Origin of the sequence: Amycolatopsis sp. CA-126428 (genome assembly GCF_002904335.1) — a bacterium.
GTDB lineage: Bacteria > Actinomycetota > Actinomycetes > Mycobacteriales > Pseudonocardiaceae > Amycolatopsis.
Map to the genome: position 1 here is coordinate 103,839 of NZ_PPHF01000139.1, position 18,047 is coordinate 121,885.

Consider the following 18,047-nt stretch of genomic DNA (forward strand, 5'->3'; position numbering starts at 1 on the left):
ACCGCGCGTCGAATAACTTTCCCGACATTTTGCCACGGTCGGTATTGTGGTGATCAATTGTCGGTTGTTGGTTCACGGAAATGACGTATTGCCCGGCCCACCCGGGCCGGTGTTAACGTGACCGCGGCGACCGCGCGGCTGTTTTTCCCGCTCGCATTTGCCGAGACGAAATCCGGGGGAAAACGATCTCAGCCGGAGGGCCCTGACATGCATCGAAGACAGCTGGCACTGGCGGCCGTGGTGGTAGCGGGCTGGTCACTGCCCGTTTCGGCGGCGGCGGAACCGGCCGCCACACCCGGCGCCTCCCGCGATTCGGGCCAATCCGTCACGCTGATCACCGGCGACCGGGTGCGGGTACTGCCGAATTTGCGCGGGGAAAACACGGTCACGGTCGAACCCGGCCCGGGCCGCGAGCGGATCGGTTTCTTTCGTGAAACGCACACACCCGCGAAGCCCGGCGACATCACCGTGGTGCCGTCGGACGCGTTGGCGCTGGTGGCCTCCGGCCGGCTCGATTCCCGGCTGTTCGACATTTCCGAACTGCTGCGGCAGCACCTCGGCGACCCGGCGGGGAGCCTCCCCCTGATCGTCACGTCGTCCGCCGGCTCCCCCGCGGCCGCGCCGCCCGCCACCACCGCCGTCCGGGAGCTGCCGAGCGTGCGCGGCACCGCCCTGCGCCAGGACCGGCGCCGGGGCACGGAGTTCTGGACCTGGCTCACCGCCGGGTCCGCGCTGCGGGCCGGGATCGGCCGGGTGTGGCTGGACGGCCTGGCCACCCCGGCACTCGACGTCAGCGTGCCGCAGATCGGCGCCCCGGCCGCGTGGCAGGCGGGCTACACGGGCCGCGGCGTCACGGTCGGCGTGCTCGACACCGGCGTCCGGGCCGACCACCCCGATCTCGCCGGCAAAGTCGTGGAAGCGCAGGACTTCACCGGGACCCGGCCGGACGCGGGCGACGACCTGGGGCACGGCACGCACGTCGCCGGCATCATCGCCGGCACCGGCGCGGCCTCCGGTGGGCGCTACCGCGGGGTGGCGCCGGACGCCCGGCTGATCAGCGGCAAGGTCTGCGTCGCCTACGGCTGCCCGGAATCCGCGGTGATCGCCGGCATGGAGTGGATCGCGCCGAAGGCCCGCGTGGTCAACCTGAGCCTGGGCGGCGACACGACCGACGGCACCGATCCGGTGTCCCAGGCGGTGAACGCGCTGACCAGCCGGTACGGCACCTTGTTCGTCGCCGCGGCCGGCAACGACCGCTCGCTCGACCTGCCCGAGCCGGGACCGGTGGTCGCGCCCGCCGCGGCGGATGCGGCGCTGGCCGTCGGCAGCGTGTCGGCGCAGGACACCACCAGCTCGTTCTCCAACCGGGGCGCGCGGCTCGGCGACTACGCGGTCAAGCCCGACATCGCGGCGCCGGGCGAAGGCATCGTCTCGGCCCGGGCCGAGGGCACGCGCGACGGCGACACCGCTCCGGTCGACGACAACTACGCCCGGCTTTCCGGGACGTCGATGGCGGCGCCGCACGTCGCCGGTTCGGCGGCCCTGCTGGTCCAGCGGCACCCGGACTGGCTCGCCGGCCGGCTCAAGACGACGTTGACGAGCACCGCCACCCCCACCGCCGACGTCACCGAGCAGGGCGCCGGCCGGGTGGACGCCGGGCGCGCGGTCACCCAGCAGGTCACCGCCACCACCGGCAGCCTCGGCTACGGCTTCGTCGCCTGGCCGCGCACGCGACCCGTCACGAAAACCGTGACCTACCACAACGACGGCGACACGGCCGTGTCCCTGGCCCTCACCACGACGGCGTCGCTGTTCACGCCTTCGGTGCCGTCCGTGGTCGTCCCCGCGCACGGCGATGCCGACGTCGGTGTCACCCTTCAAGCGGGCACGGCCACGGCCGGGCAGCACGGCGCCCGGCTGACCGCGACGGCGCCCGGGATCACCGTGCAGACCGCGCTCGGCGCCTTCCTGGAGGCGGAAAGCTACGACGTGTCCGTGCGGCTGATCGGCCGGGACGGGCGGTTCACCGCGGGGGTCGCCACGCTCGTCGACACCGCGACGGGAGCCGCGTTCGGCGTCCGGCCGTTCCGCGCCGACGGCACGGCCGTGGTCCGGGTACCCAAGGGGCGCTACGACCTCAACGCGTTCGACGTGTCCGGGGACCCGTCGGGCCAGACCCGGCCCGCCGCCGTGACCCTGCTGTCGCGGCCCGGCCAGCCGGTGACCGGTGACGTTTCGTTCACTTTGGACGCCCGGGCGGGCAAACCGCTGCGGGCGGCGGTCGATCGGCCCGACGCACGGCTGCAGGGCGGCGAACTGGGCCTGGTGTCCGGAAATCCGGGCGGGACCCGCACGAACACGCTCGCCTGGATCGCCCAGCCGGGCACCGAGCTGTACGCGGTGGGTTCGGACCGCGAGGTCACCGACCACACCTACGCGCTGTACTTCCGGGCGACGCTGGCCGCCCGGCCACCCGGGGTGGATCCGAACGGGTACGTCTACCAGCTGGCGCTGCTCGAGCGCGGCCGCGTGCCGGCCGATCCCGTGTTCCGGGTGCGCGACCGGGACCTCGCGGTGGTCGACGCCCGCTACCACACCCAGGGGAAACCGGCCGGGAGCCTGCGCCTCGACGACGTCACGTTCGGGTTCCCGGGCGCCGACAGCGGGACCTACCAGGTCGCGGCGCAAGCGCTGCCGAGCCGGCGCACCGAGTACTACACGACCGGGGTGAGCTGGCAGCACCTCCTGGCGGTGTACCCGGACCCGCTGACCGACGCGGAAAGCAACTACTCGTACCGGACCTACCGGCCCGGGCCGCAGCACTCCGGCTGGAACCGCGCCCCGGTCGGGCCCGCGTTCGGCGCACCACAGGACGGCTGGGGGGTGGTTCGCGCCGGAAACCTGCTGACGTACGCGATCCCGCTGGTCTCGGGCAGCGACCCGGAGCAGTACACCTCGCCGCCAGGAGGCCTCACCGGCTCGGCGACGCTTTCGCGCGACGGCGTCGCGCTGGCCGCCACGCCGAGCCCGGCCTTCGGGGCGTTGACCATGCCGGACGCCGCGGGGACCTACACCCTGCGGTCCGTGGCCACGCGCAGCGTGCCGTGGTCGGTGGTCGGTACCGCGGTGGACGTGGCCTGGACGTTCCGGGAGCCGGGGGCGGCGGCACCGGCGAAACCGTTGCCGCTGCTGGTGGTCCGGGCCGAAGGCGCGGTCGACGACCAGAGCCGCGCCCCGGCCGGGAAGCCGTTCGTGCTCGCGCTGACCGCCCAGCGGCAGCCGGGCGCGGGCGAGTTCCGGCTGGCGGACCTGCGCGTCGAGACGTCCACGGACGACGGTGCGAAGTGGACGTCCACGCCCACCGCCCGCCTCGGCAACGGCGGGCTCGCGGTGGTGCACAACCCGCCGGGCGGAGGGTTCGTGTCGCTGCGGATCACCGCCCGGGACACCGACGGCAACGCCGTCACCCAGACGGTGATCAGGGCGTACCAGACAACACCGTGACGGCGACGGCGGCGAGCGGGCCGGCGAAGGCGGCCCCGGTCAGGAGCTTGAGCTTCCGGCCGTGGGCCCGCCATTCGCCGTCCCAGCCGCTTTCGCCGTCGTAGCGCAGGTTCGCCGTCGTCATCAACGCCCGGCCGAGCCCGAACCCCGCGCCCGCGCACAACGCCGCGGGCAGCGAAGCCGTGAGGGCCACGGCGATCGCGGCGACGTACGGCAGGCCGCTGGGCAGGTAGGTGCGCGCCCCGGTGCCCATCTCGAAGCCGAACTGCAGCGGGCCGAGGTGGCGGCCGAGGCGGAACACCGTGTCCGGCACCAGCCGGCGGTTTTCGGGCAGCCGGAAGGACCACACCCCCGTTTCGCGCAGCAGCACCGCACCCAGCGCCGCGGCCACCACGGCCCAGCACAGAAGCGCCGGAAGCGGGGCGCGCAGCAGGGAACCCGCCACGGTCAGGACGAGCGCGCTCAGGGCGCCGCCGCAGACGAGCCCGGCGCAGAACGCCAGTGTCGGAGTGCCTCGCCAGACCGGCGAGCTCAGCACGAAGGCCGAGTTCCGGCTTCAACTGGAGCCGCTGGTGGCGAACCCGGCGGCCGCGCACAGGACGAGCCACGCGCCCGGCAGCAGCCGGCCCGGCGCGACCACCAGCGCGATCGTCACCGCGGCCGCGGCCAGCGCGAGCCCGGCGGCGAGCGTCACCGGGTGCCACCGGCGCCGCGCGATCCCTTCGGTCACAGGGCGGCGCGGCAGATCGTCAGGTACGTCTGGCCGGTGTAGCCGCCACCCCAGAAGGTGGAGAAGCCGTCGGAGCAGCGGTAGACCTTCATGTCCGGCGTCGTCCACCGCCACGCGTTCTTGCCCACGAACTGGCCGCACGTGTTGGCCACCGGCTGGTGGTCGACCTGGATGCCGCCCTCGTTCCAGGTGCCGTACTTGTGCCAGCCCGCTTCGCAGTAGGTGCTCCCCCGCCAGAACCCGCCGAAGCACGCGGCGTAGGTGTTGACGTAGGTGCCGCTGGTGTCGGTCAGTTCGGCGTAGCCGGTGGGGTAGGCGTCCCGGCAGTCGTTGCGGTCGAAGCCCGGCATGCCGTACGGGCTGGACTCGGCGTTCGCCTTCCGGACACGGGACAGGCCGGACCAGTCGAGCGCGGTCGCGCCGATCGTCAACGCCCCGAGCGTCACCGCGCGCAGGAACGTCCTGCGCGTGCCGCGGGCCGTCAGCTTCCGCCCCGCGCGGGTGGGCTCGGCCGCCGGGCCGGGGCGGTCAAAGTCGGGAATGTGCGCCAACTCCAGGGTCACCGGTCTCGCCTCCTTCCTTCGGGCCGGCCCAGCCGGCCAGTGCCGTGTCCACTTCGGCCGCGCGGACCGGGAGCAGCATCCGGCGGACGCGGCCGGTCCCGTCGAGCGACATCAGCACCGGTGGCGCGAGGTGGGAAACCGAACGCCACGCCTCGCCGTCGCTGATCACCGGCAGGCCGTGGGCCAGGTCCGCCCACGTCGTCAGGGGTTCGTGGGTCAGCAGGGTCGCGTCCGCGCCGAGCCCGGCCAGCCGCTCGACCACCGTCAGGCACAGCGGGCAGCCCGAATCGACCGCCGCCACGATCCGGCCGCCGTCCCCGGCGAACCGCGGGCCCAGCACCAGATCGGGCGGCGCGGCCACGAAGCCGTCCGTGGTCCGGGTGACCACCCCGCGCAGCAGGCGGACTTCGCGCAGGACGGCCGCCAACCCGAAGAACAGCAGGATGATCGCCGCCCACGTGAGGAGCGTGACCGCGATCGACGGGGTCACCGGCGGTCCCAGGCGATGTCGATCCCGTCGAGCCAGTCGAGCCGTTCGCGTTCGGTCTTCGCCGCCGTGGTCGCGAGGTGGACCTCGGCCAGGCCCGCCGGGCAGCCGAGGACGAACGAGCGCGCGGACTCCTTCGCGTACCCGGCCTTCCAGACCTCGCCGTAGCGCGTGCGCGCGCCCGCGTGCCGCGGGATCAGCGCGGCGGCCTGGCGCGGCGTGGGGATGGAGAGCGAACCGTGGTCCTTGACCACGACCACGAAGTGTTCGTTCATCGGGTCCAGCAGCGTCTCCGCGCGGGGCACGACGGTCATGCCGTCGACGTGGTCTCCGATCCGCAGCGAGCCGAACAGGGCCAGCACGCGCTCGCGGCGGGGCGCCGGGCCCGCGTACACCGTCATCAGCTCGTGGTAGGCGCCGAACAGGGTGGCCACGGACGACTGCCCGTCACGGGCTTCGGCGACGGCCACCTCCCGGCCGTGCACGACCAGGCGCTCCCGGGTTTCGGCCGGGGCGACGTGCGTGCACGCGAAATCGTGGTAGCCGCGCGGCCCGATCTGGAATCCGGTGCCGTACGAACCGCCGACGAACCGGACACCGGCCACCACGTGGGAAACGGGGGCCGCCGCGGGCAGGCCCACGGTCACCCGATCGCCGCCCGGCGCCACCAATCGCAGCCGTTGTGTCGCCATGAGACCTCCGATTCCCGGAATCGCCCCGGTGAGACTAGCCGACGGATTCCGCGGTGGCCACGATCGTTTTCCAACGGTTCTCGGATTGCTCCGAACGGGGACGGTACTTCTGTCCACTATTGCGGTGTCCGCGAATACAGTGGGTCCGTGCACCCCTTCTGGTCCGCGGCGATGACCGCGCTGACGGCGTTCGGGGCGATCCTGCTCGCGGTGGCCGGCGTGGCCCACGCGGCGCGGCCCCGGGAGCACCGGGCGGTGCTGCGCGCCCACCGCCTGCTGCCGCCGTTCGTGGCCGCGCCGGCCGCCGGCGCCGAGGTCCTCGTGGGCACGGCGACGCTCGCCTCGCTGCTCACCGAGCCGGCGGCCGTGGTCCCGCCCGCCGTCGCACAAACGGCCCTGTACTGCGCTTTCGCGGGTTACGCGGCGGTGCTGCGGACGCGCCGGGCCGGTGTGCCGTGCGGGTGTTTCGGGACGGCGGCGGTGTCGTGGGCGGTGGTGGCCCGGGCGGTCGCGCTCGCCGCGGGCAGCGCCGGGTGCGTGGTTCTCGGGGCGCCCGCGGCGGCCCCGGACCGGGGGGCGTGCGTGGCCGCCGGGGTGGTCCTGGCGATGGCGAACCACCTGATTCCGGCGTGGCGCGAAGCCGGCGGCCGAAAATCCGGCCGCGCTTTCCGATGATTCTTTTACCGTTTCCGGAAGCCCGGGAAGAAATCGACGACGGTTGGCCGGAAAATCACCGTCGGCGGTCCGCGTCCCGGTTCACCACGCGCAGGACGAGCCACTGGTCGAACCACGCCCCGACCGTGGTCACGACGAGCATCACCAGCCCGATGACCAGGTGCGTGTAGCTGTGCAGCGGCGCGGCTTCGTCGGTCAGCTTCGCGAGCCCGAACTGGAGCAGCAGCCGCACCGTGAACAGCACGGCGACGAGCGCGAGCGCCTGCTTGCTCCGCCACACCGAACGCAGGTACCGCCGCCGGCGGGACAACAGGGTGAACCACAGCGTCAGGTGCACCGCCACGAGCACCAGCGGCAGCAGCGCGACCCAGCCGTACCGGTCGCTGAACTGCCGGCTCAGGTCATTGCTCGCCACCAGCAGCCCGACGAGCACGAAGTACCAGCCCGGCAAGCCCTCGATCGTGCCCTCGACGGGCCGCGTCCCGCGGGAACCGGCCTCCCGCATCGGGATCTGTTCGCTTCGATCGTCCATCGGCCCGAGTCTTCCGCGGAACCACCGCGGCGCGATCGGCCGCCGGTACGAGATGCGCACCGCCGTCTCGTACCCGGGTAGGAGTTTCGCCCGGTGCGGGGGGCGCGCGGCCGCGCGGTGCGGCACCATCGGCGGATGACCTTCGCCGGCCACCCGCGGATCCCGTGGACCGGCCGCCGTGGCCCGCTCGTGGCCGAGGCGGTCGTCCTCGGGGCACTGGTCGTCCTCGACACCGTCGTCGCGGCCCGGGCCGGTCCCGGACAGGGGCAGCTCGCCACGGTCGCCATCGAGTTCGCGCCCGGGGTCGGCCCGGTGGTGGCGCTGCTGGCCGTGCTGCGCCGCCGGTTTCCCGGCCACATCGCCGGTCTGGCCACCGCCGTGTCCGGCTTGTCGCTGCTGGGCACGGCCGTCGCCGCCGCGCTCGCCACGACGGGCGCCCGGCTGCCGCCGCAGCCGGGTGCGGCCGAAGCTCTCGCGCTGGCGCTGATGGTCGGGGCGTGCTGCCACCGGCTGTCCCCGAGGGCGGCCACCGCGCAGGCGATCCTCGGTGGCTGCGCGGCGACCCTCGCCCCGATCCTGCGCTACGGCGCCGAAACGACGTCCGCGCTCTACGCCGCCGGTGCCGCCGTCGCCTGGGGCGGCGCGCTGGCCGGCGGCCTGGTCCTGCGCGACGCCGACGTCCGCCACCGCGTGGAGGTGCTCGAACTCCGCACCGCCGAGCGGCTGCGGCTGGCCCGGGAGCTGCACGACCTCGTCGCCCACCAGATCGGCGGCATCGTCGTGCGCGTCCAGGCCGCGCACCGCGTCGCCGAGCGGACCGGCGGCGACACCGCGACGTTCGCCGAGCTCGAAACCGCGGGCGCCGCGGCCCTGTCGGCGATGCGCCGGCTGGTCGGAGCGCTGCGGACCGGCGACGAAGACCTCTTCGTCCCGCCCGCCGACCTCGCCACCGCCGTGGACCGCGCGGTCCCCGACGACGACCGCATCCACTTGGACGTCGGCCCCGGCCTCGCCGGGCTCGAGGTCGCGCCGGAAGTCGTCACCACCGCGCACCGGCTGCTCACCGAGTCGCTCACCAACGTCCGCCGGCACGCACCCGAAGCCGCCGAGGTCCGGGTGCTCGTCCGCCACGAGCCGCCGGGCGAGCTGCTGGTCGAGGTGGTCAACGACGGCGCCGGCCGGGCCGCCCGCCGCGGCGGCTACGGGCTGCTGGGGATGGCGGAGCGGGTGGCCGCGGTGGGCGGTACCGTGCAGGCGGGTCCGGCGGCGGGCCGGCGCTGGCGCGTCGTCGCGCGGCTGCCGCTCCGGCCGGGCTGAGCCGAGGGGAGACCGGGTGCCGACGCGAGTGCTGATCGCCGACGACCAGGCGCTGGTCCGCGCGGGGTTCCGGCTGATCCTCGACGGCGAACCGGACATCGAGGTCGTCGGCGAAGCCGCGGACGGCGACCAGGCGGTGCGCCTGGCCCGGCAGCTGCGCCCGGACGTGACGCTGATGGACATCCGGATGCCCGGCGTGGACGGGCTGCGGGCGACGGAACTGCTGGCCGGCCCGGACGTCCCCGAGCCCCTGCACGTCGTGATGGTGACGACCTTCGGGCTGGACGAGAACGTGCACGCGGCGCTGCGGGCCGGTGCCTGCGGTTTCCTGCTCAAGGACGCCGGGCCGAACCTGCTCGTCGAGGCCGTGCACGCGGCCGCCCACGGCGAGGCGCTGGTCTCCCCCGCGATCACCACGCGGTTGCTGGCGCACTACGCGCGCCGCGGTCCCCGGCGCGTCACCCCGCCGGAAAACCCGCTCACCCCGCGCGAACTCGACGTCGTGAAGGCCGTGGCGCGCGGCGAGACGAACGACGAGATCTGCCGCTCACTCGTGGTGTCGATGCCCACGGTCAAGACCCACATCGGCGCGGCCAAGCGCAAGCTGGGCGTCCGCAACCGCACCGAAATCGCCATCTGGGCCTGGGAAAGCGGCCTGGTGCGCTGACCGGGGGACGCGCACGACGACCGTGCGCGCCACGACGTCGCCGAACCGCTGCCGCCGCCGGGTCACCAGCATCACCACGATCCCGGCCAGCCCCCACGCGAAGCCGTCGACCACCATCAGCAGCTGGCGGACGAAGAACGCGCCGAGCGACGGGTGCGTGCCCTCGAGCGTCACGATCCGCAGGCGCAGCCACCGCATCGCCGGTGTCTGGCCGCCGTGCCGGTAGGGCCACCACGCGGTGACGAACCACAGGCCCACCAGGTCCAGCGCCAGCATGGTGTAGAGGACGACCTCCAGGAACGTCAGCAGTCCCGGGCCGTGCGGGCGGAACAGCCAGGCCACCGCGATCGCGAGCAGCAGCATCGGCCCGAAGACGAGCAGCTCGTCCAGCAGGAACTGCACGAGGCGGCGCCCGACGACGCCCAGCCCCGGGCGGGAACCGGTCATGGCTCCATGATCTCCGCCGCGGCCGCCGGGCGCACGCCGGGTGCGTCTCATACCCGGGGCCGAGGCGGCCGCGGCGAGTTCGTCCTCCGGGCTGATCACCGGCGGACGCCGCCGGGCCAGGCTCGGGCGCACCCCACCCGCCGACGGAAGGATCCCGGTGCGTCTCTCCCGGACAGGATTGAAAGGACTGGCGGCCGCGACGGCCGCCCTCTTCGCCGCCTCCGTGCCCGCCGCGGCCGCCGACCCGCTCGCCCCGTACACCACCCAGCAGCTGAGCTGGGGCGACTGCCCGTTCAAGCCGGCCGCGGAGGAGAAGCCCGCGCAGTGCGCCCGGGTCACGGTCCCGCGCGACTGGGCCGACCCGGCCGCCGGGCCGGAGCTCGAGGTGTCGATCAGCCGGGTCGCCGCGACCGGCGAGCGGCACGGCGCCATCCTGCTCAACCCCGGCGGTCCCGGTGGCCAGGGCACCCCGCTCGCGGGCGCGCTCGCCGCCCTGCAGCCGACGGTGAACGAGCTCTACGACTTCGTCGGCATGGACCCCCGCGGCACCGGCCACGCGGGCACCGACGACAACGGCTTCCAGTGCCAGGTGCCGGTCGGCCGCCTGCCGGCGGGACCGCTCGACGCCCGCGACCGCTCCGCGGCGAGCATCGCGGCCCACCAGCAGGTCCCCCGGGCCATCGCCGAGGCCTGCCAGAGCGACGCGCTCGCGCCGTTCGTCACGACCTGGCAGACCGCGCACGACATGGACCTGATCCGCACCCTGCTCGGGGACGAGAAGCTCAACTACCTCGGCTACTCCTACGGAACGTGGCTCGGCGCCAAGTACGCGTCACTGTTCCCGGCGCACACCGGCAAGACCGTGCTCGACTCCAGCGTCGACTTCGAAGGCCGGCTGCAGGCCGACTTCGAAGCGTTCCCCGTCATCGACCAGCGGCAGTTCGACGACGTCTACCTGCCGTGGCTCGCGCGGAACTTCGCCGACCAGCTGGGCTCCACGGCCGCCGAGGTCAAGGCGAAGTGGGAGCGCGTGCGCGCGTACTACGGCACGCACGGCCTCGCCCCCGACACCTACGACGGCGTCTTCGTCGGCAACGGCAGCCGCGTCCGGTGGCTGCTCGGCGCGCTGATCTTCCTCCTGGGCGCACAGGCGCTCGACGGAACGCCGCCCGCGGACCCGGCGGCCCTCTCCGGCGACCTGGACGCGGTGTCCCGCACGACGTTCGGCGTCCCGGCGGCCGAGCTGACCACGGACCGCGTGGTGGCCGCGGACCTCGCCCCGGACTACACGCAGCGGCCCGGCACCCGCTTCTCCGTGGCGTGCGGCGACCAGCCCACCCGCACGGCGGCCTGGTACGAGCGGCTCAGCGACCGGCAAGGCCCGCGGTACCCGCTGTTCGGCTGGGCGTACGGCCTGGGCGAAACGTGCGGCTTCTGGTCCGACAAGCCACGCCACGAACTCCCGGACGTGCCCCCCGAGGCGGCGGCGAACATCCTGGTCGTGCAGGGCGAGTTCGACCCGCAGACCGGCTACGAGCAGGCGACCGCGGGAGCCCGCGCGGCCGGCGTCCCCCTGGTGTCGGTGGACGACTCGCCGTTCCACGGGCAGTACGCCTTGGCGGGCAACCCGTGCGTGGACGGTCTCGTGAACGTGTTCCTGGTCAAGAACTCCCGGCCGCGCGCGACGACTTGTCCGGGCGTGCCCCTCCCGGGCGAGGACCAGGTGTACCCGGTCGCCGGCCCGGTGCGCGGTGCGGCGATGTCCGTCCAAGCGGGACAGACCGGTGCCGCGGCGGCCTTGCGCACGCGGGTGCAGGACGAGATCAGCGCGGTGAACCGGCAGAGGTAACCGGAAGCGCGTGGAGGTGGTCCGTGGTCGGCCCGGCTCCCCGGCCGGGGCCGGCCGCGCGCTAGCATCCCGGCGGCGACCGCGCCGACCAGGAGGCGAACATGGCGGACGAACGCGGCGTCGAAGCCGTCGAGCAGTGGTTCCGGCGGCGCGGGCTGCCCGCCGTGGTGCGGGGGCGGCCCGCCCACCTGCTCGTCCGCATCGCGCCGGCCGTCGTGTTCATCGGGGGCTGGCGGGTGCTGACCGCCGTACTGTCCGCTGTGGACGGTGAAACGGACGCGGACTTCGACCGGCTGATGGACAACGGCCTCTTCGCGCTGGGCTACAGCGGCCTGCTGCTGAGCCTGGTCGTCGGTCCCGGCCTCGGCTCCTGGCTCACCGCCCGGTGGGTGCGGCGCAAGCTGGTCGAGCGCGGCGGGACCGTGCCCGCGGCGGTCATGGCGGCCCTGTTCGTGGTCGTCGTGCCCGTCGTCGACCGGGTCGTCGACGGCGACGCGGTGGCGCTCGGCCTGCTCACCCAGCTCGCGATCCTGGCCGGGCTGTTCGCGGCCGCGTTCGCCGGGGTCGGCTCGATCGTCGGCTGGGCGCTGCGGGCCGCCTACCGCCAAGCCCGGCTGCTCGGCGAACTGACCAGCCGGGCGCTGCCGCTCCTGCTGCTGTTCACCGTCTTCGGCTTCTTCACCACGGAGATCTGGCAGGTCGGCGCCGCCCTGCCGCGGGAGCGGATGTGGCTGGTCGCCGGGCTCCTGGCCGGGGTCGCCGTGGTCTTCCTGCTCGCGATGCTCAAGGACGAGGTCACCCGGCTGACCCAGTCGCGCGCCGCCCCGGTCGGCCTCGACAAGCTGCGCGAAACCCCGCTGGCGGCCTTCCTGGCGGACGACGTCCCCGCCGATCGGCCGCCGCTCACGAAGCTGGAACGGGCGAACATGGTCCTCGTCCTGGTCCTGACCCAGGTGCTGCAGACGTTCGTCCTGGCCACGCTGGTGTTCGTCTTCTTCGTGGTGTTCGGGATCGTCGCGGTGCAGCACGCGGTGATCAAGGCGTGGATCGGCCGCGACCCCGCCGGCGGCACGCTGTTCGGCATCCAGCTGCCGGTACCGCAGGAGCTGCTGCAGGTCTCCTTGTTCATCGCCGCGTTCTCCGGCCTGTACTTCGCCGCGTCGACGGTGACCGACGCCAAGTACCGCAGCGCCTTCTTCGACCCGCTCGCCGACCACCTGGCGGTGAGCCTCGTGGCCAGGGACCTCTACCTCGGCCGGCTCCTCGGTGTTCCGGCGGGCGCCGCGGAACACTGAGGAAGCCCGGCTGCGGGAGCGCACCTCGGGCGGGCAACGTCCGGATTGTGCCGTCCGCCACCTTGTAGGTTAGGTAAGGCTGACCTTATTGTCCTCGTGTGTCCCTGCCCCACCGCACCGATCCCGGTGTGCACGCCCGTGAGGTCGACGTCGCCTACGGCAACGACGTCGTCGTGCGTGCCGCGTCCGTCTCCCTCGCCGCGGGGACCGTGACCGCGCTGATCGGCCCGAACGGCAGCGGGAAGTCGACCCTGCTGCGGGCGCTCGCCCGGCTGCACCCGCCGGTCGCCGGCTCGGTCACCTTCGCCGACGGAGCCGACCTGCGTGCTCTGTCCGGAAAGGACGTGGCCCGGCGGATCACCCTGCTGTCGCAGCACCGGACCGCGCCGGGCGGGGTGTGCGTCCGGGAGCTGGTCGAGTTCGGCAGGCACCCGCACCGGTCGCGGTGGGGCGGCCGCGACCCCGGGGGACCCGCCGCCGTCGCGCGGGCGATGGAGCTGACCGGCCTGTCCGCGCTCGCCGACCGGCCGGTGCAGGCGCTGTCCGGCGGCCAGGCGCAGCGGGTGTGGCTCGCCGCCTGCCTGGCCCAGGACACCGGGCTGCTGCTGCTCGACGAACCCACGACCTTCCTCGACCTGCGGTACCAGGTCGAGATCCTCGACGTCGTCCGCGACCTCGCCGACCGGCACCGCGTCGGGGTCGGCGTGGTGCTGCACGACCTCGACCAGGCCGCGGCGGTCGCCGACCGGGTGCTGCTGCTCGAAGGCGGCCGGGTCACCGCCGAGGGCTCCCCCGCCGACGTGCTGACCCCGGAAAACCTCACCCGCGCCTACGGCATCCGCGTGGACGTCGTGCCCGACCCGGCCGGCGGGCGGATCCACACCCGCGCGGTCGGCCGCTTCAACGACACCAGCGCGCGCACCGCGTCGGCCTGACCGGTGCGCCGTCATCGAAAACCCAGGAGAGACATGCGGATCACCCGGCTGCTCCTCGGCCTGTCCGCGGCCGCCACGTTCTTCGTGGCCGGCTGCGGGACCACCGAGGCGCCCACGGACAACGCCGCCGCCACGAGCGGCGCCGGCCCGGTCACGGTCGTCGACTCGCGCGGCAAGGAAGTGCGGCTGCCCGGCCCGGCCAAGCGCGTCGCGGCGACCGAGTGGAACGCCGTCGAGCACCTCGTGTCGCTCGGCGTCATGCCGGTCGGCGTGTCCGACATCAAGGGTTACGGCCAGTGGGTCAGCGCGGAAAAGCTCGACGGCACGCCGAAGGACATCGGCACCCGCGGTGAGCCGAGCCTCGACACGCTCGGCTCGCTGGGGCTCGACCTGGTGGTCGTCACCGACAGCGTGACCGAAGGCGCGCTCGAGCAGATCGAGGCGAAGGTCCCGGTCGTCGTCATCAACGGGGGCAACGCCCAGGACCCGGTCGCCGGGATGTACGCCGGGCTGGACGTGATCGCGAAGGCCACCGGTACCGAGGCCAAGGCCGCCCAGCTGAAGGCCGAGTTCGAGCAGAAGCTCGCCGCGGGCCGCGCCGAAGTGGCGAACCGGGGCGCCCTGGGGCAGAAAGTCGCGTTCTCCGACGCCTACGTCACCTCCGGCTCGGTCAGCATCCGGCCCTACACCAAGGGCGCGCTGGTCTCCGCCGTGTTCGGCCGCCTCGGCCTCGAGACCGCCTGGCCGATGGACGGCGACGCGGTCTACGGCCTCGCGCAGGCCGACGTCGAGGGACTGACCCGGCTGCCCGACGTCCGGTTCTGGTACATCGCCAACAACGCCGACGGCGACCCGTACCAGCAGCAGCTGGCGGGCAACGCGATCTGGACGAGCCTCCCGTTCGTCAAGAGCGGCAAGGTGCACCGCTTCCCGGATTCCCTGTGGATGTTCGGCGGCCCGAAGTCCATGGCGCAGTTCGTCGACGCGGCCGTCGCCGCGCTCGAGAAATAGCGGTGGTCACCCGGACCGGGCCGCCCGTGGTCGCCGTCCGGCGGCGCGGGCGGCTCGCGCTGCTCGGCTGCTCGCTCGCCGCGCTGATCCTGCTGGGTTCGGCGGTGCACCTGACGCAGGGCACCGCGAACCTGGCCGGGCCGGACGTGCTGCGGCTGGTGTTCGGTGGCGGGACCGGCGACACGGCCGCCGTCGTGGTCGAGTCGCGGTTGCCGCGCCTGCTCGCGGCACTGGTCGTCGGGGGCGCGCTCGGCGTGGCCGGCGCGGTGCTGCAGTCGGTGTCCCGCAACGCCTTGGCGTCGCCGGACACGCTGGCCGTCAACGCCGGGGCGCACCTGGCGGTCGTCGCCGTGGCCGCGTTCGGCGTCTCGCTGCCCCTGCTCGGCGCGACCGGGGTCGCGTTCGCGGGCGGGCTGTCCGCGGCGGTGTTCGTGCTCGCGCTGTCCGGGACGGGCGGCACCGGGATCGTGCGGCTGGTGCTGGCGGGCACCGCGATCGCGCTGGCCCTGATCTCCGTGACCCAGGTCCTGCTGCTGTTGTACGCCCAGGAAACCCGCGGTCTCTTCGCCTGGGGCGAGGGATCGCTGGAGCAGAACGGGCTGGGTGGCCTCCGCACGCTCGGTCCCGTCGCCGGGGTGGCGCTGGCCGCGCTGCTCGCCATGGCCCGGCGGCTCGACCTGATCCACGTCGGCGACGACCACGCCAGGACGCTGGGTGTCCACATCGGACGGGTCCGGTTCGCCGCGATCACCCTGGCCGTGCTGCTGGCCGCGACGTCGGTGACCCTGGCCGGCCCGATCGGGTTCGTCGGCCTCGCCGCGCCGGCCGTGGCCCGGCTGCTCGCGTCGGTGGTGCCGGGCCTGCACCGGCACGCCGCGCTGCTCCCGTGCTCCGCGGCCCTGGGCGCGGCTCTCCTGCTGGGCGCCGACGTGCTGCTGCGCGCGCTCGTCGGCCCGCAACGAGCCCTGGAGGTACCGACGGGCGTCGTGACGACGATCCTCGGCGCGCTGTTCCTCGTGGTCCTCGCCCGGACGGCCCGGATCAGTCCGGCGACCGCCGCACCGCCCGCGGCCGGCGCGCGAGCCGGCGTGAGCGCTTTGCGGTACCGGGTGGTTCTCGTCGTGCTGGCGCTCGCGGTGGCCGGTGCCGCCGTGGGCGCGGTCCTGCTCGGCGACGCGAAGCTGCTGCTGGGCGACGTCGTCAACTGGGTGAGCGGCCAGGCGGGCCCGATCGTCACCGGTGTGCTGGACACCCGCGTCCCCCGCGTGGTGGCCGCGCTGCTGGCGGGCGCGGCACTGGCGCTGGGTGGCACGCTCACCCAGGCGGTCGCCCGCAACCCGCTGGCCGAACCGGGGATGATCGGCGTCGTCGGCGGGGCGGGCCTCGGCGCGGTCGCCGTGCTCACGGGCGTGTCCGGCGTCGGATTCCGGGCCCTGACCGGGTCCGCGGGCGTGGGCGCCGCCGTGGCGATGGCCGTGGTGTTCGCCGTGGCCGCCCGGGGCGGGTTCGCCGGCGAACGCCTGGTGCTGATCGGCTTCGGCGTGCACGCGGCGTCGCAGGCGCTGGTGACGTTGCTGATCACCCTGTCCGACCCGTGGAACGAGACCAAGGCGCTGACCTGGCTGGGCGGTTCGACCTACGGGCGGACGTTCCCGCACCTCGTGCCGATGGCGCTGGCGCTGCTGCTGGTGGCACCGGTGCTGGTCCGCCTGCGGCGCGAGCTCGACCTGCTGTCGCTGGACGACGAGACGCCACGGGTCCTGGGCGTGCCGGTGGCCCGGACGCGGTTGCTGCTGCTGTCGTGCGCCGTCCTGCTGACCGGCGCGGCGGTCGCGGGCATCGGGGTGCTGACGTTCGTCGGGCTGGTCGCCCCGCACGCGGCCCGCGCGATCGTGGGCAGCCGGCACTCGCGCCTGCTGCCCGCGGCGGCGTTGCTGGGCGCGATCCTGGTCTGCGCGGCGGACACGGCCGGCCGCACGGTCATCGCCCCGGGGCAGCTCCCGGCCGGCCTGATGACCGCGATCATCGGCGCGCCGTACTTCGGGTGGCTCCTGTACCGCCACCGGACCCGCTGACCGGTTCCTCCCGGCGTTTGAGCACTTCCGTGGGCAGCCCGAGGGTCTCGACGATCCGCCCCACGGCGTCACCGACCGCCACGAAGTCGTCGCCCAGCGGCTCCACCACCAGCCGGCGGACCATCGCGACGTGGGCGGGCGCGGAGGCGGCGAGATGCGCACGGCCGGCGTCGGTCAAGGTCGCGGTCGTGAACCGGCGGCCCTGGCCGGTGCAGACCTCGCGCGTCACCCAGCCCCGGTCCTCCAGGCGCGCCACCGCGTGCGAAATGCGCGGCAGTGACCCGTTGGCCATCTCCGCGATCTGGCTCATCCGCAGGCATTCGCCCGGCATCATCGAGAGCCGCGCCAGGATCATGTAGCCCAGCAGCGTCAGGTCGGCGTCCCGCAGCAGCTGGCTCTCCAGCGCGCCCGGCAGCGTCAGCAGGACCTTCACCAGGTTGAGCCACGCCCGCTGCTCGCCTTCGCCGAGCCGGGGAAACGGTTGGTCGTCACGCACGGCTTGACTTTAACACGCAACCCAACCTACCGTTTGGGTTGCACGTTAAACCCAAGGAGGAGCGATGCTCACCACCGCCAAACCGGCCGCCCCCACCGCCACCACCGCCGTCCGCCTCGGCTTCGCCCTGTTGGCGGCGGCCGCGGTGAACACCGTGATCGCCCTCGGGGCGGTGGCGCTCGACGACGGCGGGATCCGCATGGGCCTGTCCCCCGCGTCCTACCTGCCGGCCACCGCCATCGGGCTGCTGCTGGGCACCGTCGGCTGGTTCGTGATCGCCCGCCGGGCGCCGAACGCGCTGCGCGTGGTCGTCCCCGCGGTCCTGGTTCTCACCTGGGTGCCGGACCTGATGCTGCTGAACGTGGGCGCCACGGCCGCCAACGTCATCGGGCTGATGCTCATGCACCTGGTCGTCACCACGGCGGTCGTCACCGCACTCCGCCCGACCCTGGCCGCGTCCCCCGGCGGCGTCCAAGCGGTCGGGACGGCCGACTGAGGCTTGTCCGGTAGGCGATCCAGCTGCCGTTCGCTCGGATTGCGGACGTGGCACCGGCGCCGCCCACCGCGCGGCCGAAGGCGCCCGCGGCGGGCGACCACCGACGTTCGGATCCCGCGGCCTACCGGCAGCGCAACGTGGTCGAACGCTGCTTCAACCGGCTCAACCAGTTCGTGCTCCGGCTCGATGCCCTACCGGACAGCTCCTAGGTGGCTGGTGTCGAACGGGGGTCTTGAGGGCGCCGACCGGCGGGGCGGGGCGGCTGTGGCCGGTTCT

General features: G+C 74.0%; 19 protein-coding genes. 11 read left to right on the plus strand and 8 right to left on the minus strand.

Annotation, left to right across the window (positions count from 1 at the left end; translation table 11 throughout):
* Window positions 1-207: 207 nt before the first annotated feature.
* Entirely contained in the window at window positions 208-3,504 is a 3,297-nt protein-coding gene (locus C2L58_RS35045; protein ID WP_103341920.1) for a S8 family serine peptidase, read from the plus strand.
* Here the strand turns inward: C2L58_RS35045 and C2L58_RS35050 are convergent.
* Genes C2L58_RS35050 through C2L58_RS35065 form a run of 5 tightly spaced genes read right to left on the minus strand, consistent with a single transcriptional unit; the run spans window position 3,479 to window position 5,976 of the window.
* The gene (locus C2L58_RS35050) at window positions 3,479-4,042 is read right to left on the minus strand and encodes a hypothetical protein (protein ID WP_103341921.1); all 564 of its coding nucleotides are present in this window, start codon (window positions 4,040-4,042) and stop codon (window positions 3,479-3,481) included. The two genes, C2L58_RS35045 and C2L58_RS35050, sit on opposite strands and share 26 nt — an antisense overlap.
* Window positions 4,043-4,060: 18 nt before the next feature.
* Window positions 4,061-4,234 carry a hypothetical protein gene (locus C2L58_RS50035; RefSeq protein WP_199191610.1) on the minus strand — a complete coding sequence of 58 codons (174 nt, stop codon included), beginning with the start codon at window positions 4,232-4,234 and terminating at the stop codon, window positions 4,061-4,063.
* Entirely contained in the window at window positions 4,231-4,797 is a 567-nt protein-coding gene (locus tag C2L58_RS35055; RefSeq protein ID WP_103341922.1) for a hypothetical protein, read from the minus strand. The genes C2L58_RS50035 and C2L58_RS35055 overlap by 4 nt, the downstream gene beginning before the upstream one ends.
* Window positions 4,763-5,287 carry a hypothetical protein gene (locus C2L58_RS35060; RefSeq protein ID WP_103341923.1) on the minus strand — a complete coding sequence of 175 codons (525 nt, stop codon included), beginning with the start codon at window positions 5,285-5,287 and terminating at the stop codon, window positions 4,763-4,765. The genes C2L58_RS35055 and C2L58_RS35060 overlap by 35 nt, the downstream gene beginning before the upstream one ends.
* Complete coding sequence (locus tag C2L58_RS35065) at window positions 5,284-5,976, minus strand: hypothetical protein (RefSeq protein ID WP_103341924.1); 693 nt, start codon at window positions 5,974-5,976, stop codon at window positions 5,284-5,286. Before C2L58_RS35065 ends, C2L58_RS35060 begins: the two co-directional genes overlap by 4 nt.
* Before the next feature lie 147 nt (window positions 5,977-6,123).
* Between C2L58_RS35065 and C2L58_RS35070 the strand changes: the two genes are divergently transcribed.
* Window positions 6,124-6,651, plus strand: a complete 528-nt coding sequence (locus C2L58_RS35070) for a MauE/DoxX family redox-associated membrane protein (protein WP_103341925.1) — start codon at window positions 6,124-6,126, stop codon at window positions 6,649-6,651.
* Window positions 6,652-6,706: 55 nt separating this feature from the next.
* Here the strand turns inward: C2L58_RS35070 and C2L58_RS35075 are convergent, their stop codons facing one another.
* Window positions 6,707-7,183 carry a hypothetical protein gene (locus C2L58_RS35075; RefSeq protein ID WP_103341948.1) on the minus strand — a complete coding sequence of 159 codons (477 nt, stop codon included), beginning with the start codon at window positions 7,181-7,183 and terminating at the stop codon, window positions 6,707-6,709.
* A 135-nt stretch (window positions 7,184-7,318) separates the two neighbouring features.
* Here C2L58_RS35075 and C2L58_RS35080 point away from each other — a divergent pair, with 135 nt between their 5' ends.
* Window positions 7,319-8,500 (plus strand): sensor histidine kinase, encoded by a 1,182-nt coding sequence (locus tag C2L58_RS35080; RefSeq protein ID WP_103341926.1) that lies wholly within the window; start codon window positions 7,319-7,321, stop codon window positions 8,498-8,500.
* A gap of 16 nt (window positions 8,501-8,516) precedes the next feature.
* Window positions 8,517-9,167, plus strand: a complete 651-nt coding sequence (locus tag C2L58_RS35085) for a response regulator (RefSeq protein ID WP_199191611.1) — start codon at window positions 8,517-8,519, stop codon at window positions 9,165-9,167.
* Here the strand turns inward: C2L58_RS35085 and C2L58_RS35090 are convergent.
* Window positions 9,048-9,614 (minus strand): RDD family protein, encoded by a 567-nt coding sequence (locus tag C2L58_RS35090; RefSeq protein ID WP_158264215.1) that lies wholly within the window; start codon window positions 9,612-9,614, stop codon window positions 9,048-9,050. The two genes, C2L58_RS35085 and C2L58_RS35090, sit on opposite strands and share 120 nt — an antisense overlap.
* 157 nt (window positions 9,615-9,771) lie before the next feature.
* On the opposite strand from C2L58_RS35090, the gene C2L58_RS35095 reads away from it, so the two are divergent.
* The 5 genes from C2L58_RS35095 to C2L58_RS35115 all read left to right on the plus strand — a co-directional run bounded on the left by C2L58_RS35095 (window position 9,772) and on the right by C2L58_RS35115 (window position 16,779).
* The gene (locus C2L58_RS35095) at window positions 9,772-11,463 is read left to right on the plus strand and encodes an alpha/beta fold hydrolase (RefSeq protein WP_103341929.1); all 1,692 of its coding nucleotides are present in this window, start codon (window positions 9,772-9,774) and stop codon (window positions 11,461-11,463) included.
* Window positions 11,464-11,564: 101 nt separating this feature from the next.
* On the plus strand, window positions 11,565-12,758 hold the full coding sequence (locus tag C2L58_RS35100; RefSeq protein ID WP_103341930.1) for a hypothetical protein: 1,194 nt from the start codon (window positions 11,565-11,567) through the stop codon (window positions 12,756-12,758).
* Window positions 12,759-12,856: 98 nt separating this feature from the next.
* Entirely contained in the window at window positions 12,857-13,693 is an 837-nt protein-coding gene (locus C2L58_RS35105) for an ABC transporter ATP-binding protein (RefSeq protein WP_103341931.1), read from the plus strand.
* Between the two features lie 33 nt (window positions 13,694-13,726).
* Window positions 13,727-14,704, plus strand: coding sequence for an ABC transporter substrate-binding protein (locus C2L58_RS35110; protein ID WP_103341932.1), 978 nt, complete (start codon window positions 13,727-13,729; stop codon window positions 14,702-14,704).
* A 2-nt stretch (window positions 14,705-14,706) separates the two neighbouring features.
* Window positions 14,707-16,779, plus strand: a complete 2,073-nt coding sequence (locus C2L58_RS35115; protein WP_103341933.1) for an iron ABC transporter permease — start codon at window positions 14,707-14,709, stop codon at window positions 16,777-16,779.
* Here the strand turns inward: C2L58_RS35115 and C2L58_RS35120 are convergent.
* Window positions 16,727-17,275 carry a MarR family winged helix-turn-helix transcriptional regulator gene (locus tag C2L58_RS35120; protein ID WP_103341934.1) on the minus strand — a complete coding sequence of 183 codons (549 nt, stop codon included), beginning with the start codon at window positions 17,273-17,275 and terminating at the stop codon, window positions 16,727-16,729. The two genes, C2L58_RS35115 and C2L58_RS35120, sit on opposite strands and share 53 nt — an antisense overlap.
* Window positions 17,276-17,339: 64 nt before the next feature.
* Here C2L58_RS35120 and C2L58_RS35125 point away from each other — a divergent pair, with 64 nt between their 5' ends.
* Window positions 17,340-17,771, plus strand: a complete 432-nt coding sequence (locus tag C2L58_RS35125) for a hypothetical protein (RefSeq protein ID WP_103341935.1) — start codon at window positions 17,340-17,342, stop codon at window positions 17,769-17,771.
* A 47-nt stretch (window positions 17,772-17,818) separates the two neighbouring features.
* A complete protein-coding gene (locus tag C2L58_RS49495) occupies window positions 17,819-17,980 on the plus strand; it encodes a hypothetical protein (RefSeq protein ID WP_158264216.1) in 162 nt (53 codons plus the stop codon).
* Window positions 17,981-18,047 lie beyond the last annotated feature (67 nt).

What these genes read in the sequence shown, in the direction of transcription:
- C2L58_RS35045 (WP_103341920.1), top strand. Translation starts at nt 208, where the DNA reads ATGCATCGAAGACAGCTGGCACTGGCGGCCGTGGTGGTAGCGGGCTGG.
- C2L58_RS35065 (WP_103341924.1), bottom strand. Translation starts at nt 5,976, where the DNA reads ATGGCGACACAACGGCTGCGATTGGTGGCGCCGGGCGGCGATCGGGTG.
- C2L58_RS35075 (WP_103341948.1), bottom strand. Translation starts at nt 7,183, where the DNA reads ATGGACGATCGAAGCGAACAGATCCCGATGCGGGAGGCCGGTTCCCGC.
- C2L58_RS35080 (WP_103341926.1), top strand. Translation starts at nt 7,319, where the DNA reads ATGACCTTCGCCGGCCACCCGCGGATCCCGTGGACCGGCCGCCGTGGC.
- C2L58_RS35090 (WP_158264215.1), bottom strand. Translation starts at nt 9,614, where the DNA reads ATGACCGGTTCCCGCCCGGGGCTGGGCGTCGTCGGGCGCCGCCTCGTG.
- C2L58_RS35100 (WP_103341930.1), top strand. Translation starts at nt 11,565, where the DNA reads ATGGCGGACGAACGCGGCGTCGAAGCCGTCGAGCAGTGGTTCCGGCGG.
- C2L58_RS35110 (WP_103341932.1), top strand. Translation starts at nt 13,727, where the DNA reads ATGCGGATCACCCGGCTGCTCCTCGGCCTGTCCGCGGCCGCCACGTTC.
- C2L58_RS35125 (WP_103341935.1), top strand. Translation starts at nt 17,340, where the DNA reads ATGCTCACCACCGCCAAACCGGCCGCCCCCACCGCCACCACCGCCGTC.